Origin of the sequence: Marivita sp., from assembly GCF_020055675.1 — a bacterium.
Classification (GTDB): Bacteria; Pseudomonadota; Alphaproteobacteria; order Rhodobacterales; family Rhodobacteraceae; genus Marivita.
Genome location: NZ_JAIPUS010000061.1, coordinates 1 through 5970 on the forward strand (window position 1 = coordinate 1; position 5970 = coordinate 5970).

Annotated in this window: 3 protein-coding genes; 2 read left to right on the forward strand and 1 reads right to left on the reverse strand. The window is 59.0% G+C overall.

Annotated features, from left to right (window positions below; translation table 11 throughout):
• On the forward strand, positions 1-3506 hold a 3506-nt coding region (locus LCF59_RS17345), incomplete at its 5' end, for a DUF4214 domain-containing protein (RefSeq protein WP_292288876.1).
• Positions 3507-3594: 88 nt separating this feature from the next.
• On the opposite strand, the gene LCF59_RS17350 is transcribed toward LCF59_RS17345, so the two are convergent.
• A complete protein-coding gene (locus tag LCF59_RS17350) occupies positions 3595-4656 on the reverse strand; it encodes an OmpA family protein (protein WP_292288877.1) in 1062 nt (353 codons plus the stop codon).
• 170 nt (positions 4657-4826) lie between these two features.
• Between LCF59_RS17350 and LCF59_RS17355 the strand changes: the two genes are divergently transcribed.
• The coding region (locus tag LCF59_RS17355) for a caspase family protein (protein WP_292288878.1) at positions 4827-5970 on the forward strand (1144 nt) is incomplete at its 3' end.

The window sequence follows — 5970 nt, forward strand, 5'->3', positions numbered from 1 at the left end:
CCGGATGCTATGTATCGCCCGCCGAATGGAACGCGGTGCTCGAGGACCCGGAAGTGCTGCTCATCGACACGCGCAATCGCTACGAGATCGAGGTCGGCAGCCACACACCCTTCGGCCTCGGCGGTTACGAATTGACGGTAACGTCGCTTGGCGCGGCAGATGATTTCCTGCCCGGCCAATTCGCGGACGTCTTCGGAACCGCAATGGTGGATGTCCCGACAACCGGATTTATCGAACGCGAAGGCGACCGCGACCGGTTCGAGGTGACGCTGCAGGCAGGCGTGCAATACGACATCGCGCTCGAAGGAGCCTCCACCGGAGGCGGATCACTCCCCAATCCCGAGATCATCGGCGTGTTCGGCAGCACCGGCGCCCCTGTTGCGGGCAGCGCAGACAACAATGGCGGCGTCGACACCAACGCGTTGGTGGATGGCTTGACCGTCGCCGAAGACGGAACCTATTTCGTCGAGGTCGCCGGCGCACAAGATCTCAATATCGGCGACTACACGCTGACCGTGAATTTTGCAGGATACCTGGACGACTTCCTGCCCGGAATCGCCGGCGGTTTCGGCACCGTGTCGGTCGGAGGACAAACCACCGGCGAGATCGAAGCAATCGGCGATATCGACGGGTTCCGCGTTTCTCTGCAATCGGGCACGACCTACGCGATCAGCATCCAGGGACAGGATTCGAATTCCGGCACACTCGCGGACCCGAATATCGTCGGTGTCTTCACGTCGGGTGAACAGGTGGATTTCTTCCAGGGCTTCGACGATGGCGGTCAGGGTCTTGACAGCCTGTCCTATTTCACGCCGACCACGTCAGGGGAGTATTTTGTCGAAGTCGCGAGCTTCGATGACGGGACCGGCACCTATTCGGTCTCCGTCGCGGACTTGGGGGTTCGCGACGACTACGCGTCCGATGTCGGAACCGACGGCAGCATCGCGCCAAACGGGGCGGCGACCGGACGGATCGACTTTTCCGAAGACGCCGACTGGTTCGAGGCTGAACTGGCCGCCGGACGACTTTACCGTATCGAGCTTGTGCCTACGGGGGGCAGCGCGATTGCCGATCCAGTATTCAACGGGATTTACGATTCCGATGGCGTCCTGATCCAGAACACCGGCAATGACGACGGCGGAGCCGGCACCAGCAGTGCGATTGAATTCGTGACAGAACAGAGCGGGACATACTTCCTCTCGGCCGGCGGCTTCGGCGGCCTGACCGGGCAATACCGCCTTGAGCTGAACGACCTTGGACCGCTGGACAACGGCGATTTCAACATCACCCTGCGCTTCGGTTCGGATGATTATCCCGATCTCTATACCGAGGCGTTCGAAGACGCCGTGGAGCGTTGGGAAGAGGTCATCACCGGCGATCTGCCTTACGCGCTGGTCGAGCAAGTCGGCTATGTCGATGACATCCTGATTGACGTGACTTTCGCCGACATCGATCTTGCCTTCCAAGGGGTTGAGCATCCGATCGTCGCGAATTCCTTCGTTCTGGATCAGCGGCCCGTGGAAACCGGAAACGGGGCCTCTCTCCCGACCTTTTCCCGCGTCTTCGTGGACACGGAAGAAGCAGACAAAATGCGTCTCAACCTCGATGAGCTTGCAGCCAACGCGATCGGGCGTGCCCTCGGGTTCGGACGGCTCTGGGAAGAACTCGAGTTGGTCGACGAGGCCGATGGCGTTGCGACCTATACCGGTTTCAACGCCCTGCGCGAAATCGAAGAGCTGTCCGACGACCTGAATGGCATCAATGTGCTCGAGGACGGTGCCGACGGCGCGCTGGCCGCAGAATACTGGGGTGAAGATATTCTGGGGCAAGAGCTGATGACACCGTTGCTGCAATTCCGCGGAGCAGGCTCGATTCCTCGCCCGCCCAACGTCGCCGACAACCCGCTGAGTTCCCTGACCGTTGCGGCCATGCAGGACCTTGGCTACCAGGTGGATTACAACGCAAGTGACCCGTTCAGCTTGGACCCTTTGAGCCTGGCGCGGCGGTCCATATCGGACACTGACGCGTCGGAGCAGCCGCCACAATCATTCGGCACGGCCTCCCAACGCCTCCTGGCCGACATTCCCGACACGGAAACCATCCCGACCGGCGGACCCGCGTTGATCTTCATGCGTCCGAATATCCTGTCGGAGCAGCCGGCGAATTTCAGCCTGACCAACAGCAACAGTGAACTGGTCAGAGCCACGGGAACCAACGCCTATTTCATCGAAGGCGTCACCGGTGACTTCCTGACCATCGAACTGAAGGGGGAGTTCGCCAAGAATTCACCGTCAACGGTCAACCAGCTCTCTGGCACCGTGGAATCGATGGAGGTGTATTCGGTCAGCGGCACGCTGCTTTTCAGCATCGATTACACGCAAAAGCCAGTGAACGTATCCGACATCATCGCGCGATGGCCCGGCTACTCTGCCGACGACGAGAATGTCGTCGTCGTGGATACGCTGCCGGGCATTGCCGCGCGGATCAATCCGAACGGCGGCGGCGAAAATGCCAATCGCATCTTCACCGGTGCGAAGGATGACTTCGTGCGCGGCGGAGACCTTGCCGAGTTGATCAATGGTGGTGCCGATCAAGACAGTCTCTTCGGCGAGGGCGGAAATGACACCTTGATCGGAGACGCCGGCAACGACCTCCTCAACGGCGGGCGGGGCAATGACGTGCTCAATGGCGGTGGCGGGATCGACACGGCGGATTTCAGTGGCCCGCAGAGCGCCTACACACTGACGCTCAGTGCCGAATCAACGGTCATCGAAGACCGGCGCGGGAGCGGTAATGGCGAAGATACCCTGGTCAATGTCGAATTCCTGAACTTCGAAAGGAATTCTAGCGACGCTCCTTTCAACCTGCAAAAGTTCGGTGGGCCGGCCAGCTTGTCCGCAAGCGATTTCGAAAGCTTCATCGAACTCTATATCGCCTATTTCAACCGAGCGCCGGATGCGGTCGGCTTGAACTTCTGGGGCACGAGGTTTAACGAAGGAACGACACTTGCGGAATCTGCGGCATTGTTTGTCGATCAAGATGAAACAATCGCCGCCTACCCATCCGATCTCAGCAATTCGGAACTGGTTGCAACGATTTACGAAAACGTGCTGGGACGTATCCCTGATCAGGAAGGGTTCGATTTCTGGGTCAACGAGTTAGACTCTGGTCGTATCGGGAGAGACATCGCAATTCTCGGTATATTGGATGGCGCCAAGGCGAATCCGCCTGCGGATGCAACACAAGACTTCATCGACCAGCAGCTTGCCGACCGCTCCTACCTTGCCAACAAGACCGATATTGGCGCCTATTTTGCCGTCCACAAAGGCATGTCGGATGTCGAGAATGCGTCCGCCGCGATGGAACTGTTCACCGGGTCGGAGTCCAGCATCAACGATGCGGTCGCGGCCATCGACGACTTCCATGACGCCGCGCTGAACAGCAACAATGGCGAGTTCCTCATGCCCGTCGCGGGAGTTCTGGACGATCCGTTCTCGGTCGCGTGATCGTAAGCTTCCCGGACCAAAAAAGGGCACCGCCTACGCTGGTGCCCCTTTCATTTCGCCGTTTCTGATACCCGCTTTGGTTCCCGGTTCAGTCCACCAGCGCGGTGAATTCGATCCTGCGGTTGCGCGCGCGGTTTTCGGGCGTGTCGTTCGCGACGATTGGACGGTCCTCACCATAACCGACAGCAACCAGCTGATCTTGCGCAATGCCCTTGTCCTGCAACCAGGCGACGACCGACGCCGCGCGACGTTCGCTGATCGACTGGTTCTGCGCGTCGCTGCCGATGGAGTCGGTGTGTCCCGCGATTTCAAGCGTCACAGACGGGCAGCGCGAAACGATATCCTGGAGGTTCTCAAGAAGCGGAACGCTCTTGTTATCAAGCCGCGTGCTGCCGGATGCGAAAAAGATATTCCCCGTCCGCGACAAGATCTCGAAACGTCCAAGGCATTCTTCCTCGGACATCACGCCCTTGGTCTCGAGCGCAACCGCTGCGGGGGTCAGGACCGCGTCGGGCAGATCGGGGGGCGTTCCCTCCTGGGCCCGGCTGAAAACGAAGTTGAAGCTGACCACACCCACCGGTGTGATGTCCACATTCGCCGCCTCCTCCAGCTTCGCCCGGCCTTCTTCCAGATCAAGCTCTTCCAGCGTGTACGCAATCGGCGTGATGGACGAGACCACAACCCGGTCATTGTCGATCAGCGTCACCGCGACATCCGCCGTTCGCTCGACCGTCAGACCCCGCAACGTCAGCGTGTAGGGCAGCTCGATCTCCTTGCGGCGCGTGATGTGCAAATCCGTCACTTGCTCTGCAGACAACTGTGTCGTGATGATCGCTTCAGGATATCGGAACGTCTCGAAGAACAGGAATCGCATGCGGACGTTCCGCAAATCGACCTTGGTATCGACCGAGTCGAGCAACACCCGCACTTGGGCCCGTCCGTCTTCGGTGATCCGGCCCGAAAGCGTGGCAAAGGAACTCGTCTCGGCGATCTTTGACTTCTTGACCGACAAAAACCTCAGTTCGGATGCCTCACCATCCAAATTCCAGCCGTGTTCGAAAGGATCGTCGCTTTGTGCAGAAGCCATCCCGACCGGAAGTGCCATCAAAAGGCCGACGACACAGAAAACACGAAGAAAAGTGATTTTCATAATTACCTCGCAGATAATTTGCGCCAAAGGATTAAGATAGTAAAAAGGTATTTGACTTTGAGATTAACATAAAACTTGTATGCTTGCATAGAACAAGCGACTCATTCTGCAATAAAACACTAGCATAGCGCGACCCGAATTTCAGCACCACAAAATTGTAGGAGGACGCTTTGACCGACTGGATACGACGTCTGGGCACCCGAATTAAGGCCACCACCATCGCCGCAGCCCTGATGACCACCGCAACGGCTGCAGATGTCGCCGCGCAGGAGCGGATCGCCCTGATCGTTGGCAATTCCAGCTACACCACTGTTTCGGCGCTCGACAATCCGACCCGCGATGCGCAACTCATCGGGTCAACCCTCGAACAAATCGGTTTCGACGTTACGCTCTTGATCGACGCGACACAGACCGAAATGAAACGCGCCCTGTCGGATTTCGGACGCAAGCTGCGAAACGGCGGAGCCGACACGACCGGGCTTTTCTACTACGCCGGGCATGGTGTGCAGAGCTTTGGAAACAACTACCTTCTGCCCGTGGATGTCGAGCTCAACGATGCGGCAGACCTCGATCTCGAAGGGGTGGAGGCGCAATCCGTTCTTCGGCAAATGGCCTCCGCACGCAACCGCACGAATTTCGTCATTCTCGACGCGTGCCGTGACAACCCGTTCATCGACATGGCCGAATTCGATTCCCCCGGCCTGGCCGAAATGAAAGCGCCGACCGGCACGTTCCTGTCCTATGCCACGTCGCCCGGCGCGGTCGCGCTCGATGGAACCGGGCAAAACAGCCCGTTCACGCTGGCACTCTCTCGGGAAATATCCAAGCCGGGCGTGCCGGTCGAGCAGATGTTCAAACAGGTGCGCATTTCCGTGCTGGACCAGACGAACGGCCTGCAAACGCCATGGGATACATCGTCGCTGACCAACAACTTCACCTTCGTAGATGCCCCCCGGGAAACGCCCGAAGACCTCGCCGCGCGGCAGCTCTGGACATCCGTCCAGGCCACCAGAGACCCTGTCCAGATCATGCTGTTTTTGCGGGGATACCCCGACAGCATCTATGCCGACGAGGCACGCACCCTCTTGGCAGAGGCCATCGAAAACGAGCTTGCAGACGACACCGTTGCCACGGCCCGCCCGGAGCCGACAGGCCCGTCGGACGACGAGCAAGCCATGTTTGACGCGGTGCAGGCCGATCCGACAATCAAAGGCTACGAGGCGTTTCTGAACGCCTATCCTGATGGGACATATTCGGAATTCGCCAGGGGCGAAATCGCGGCTCTGACCACCCAGACCAACACCGATCCCGTTG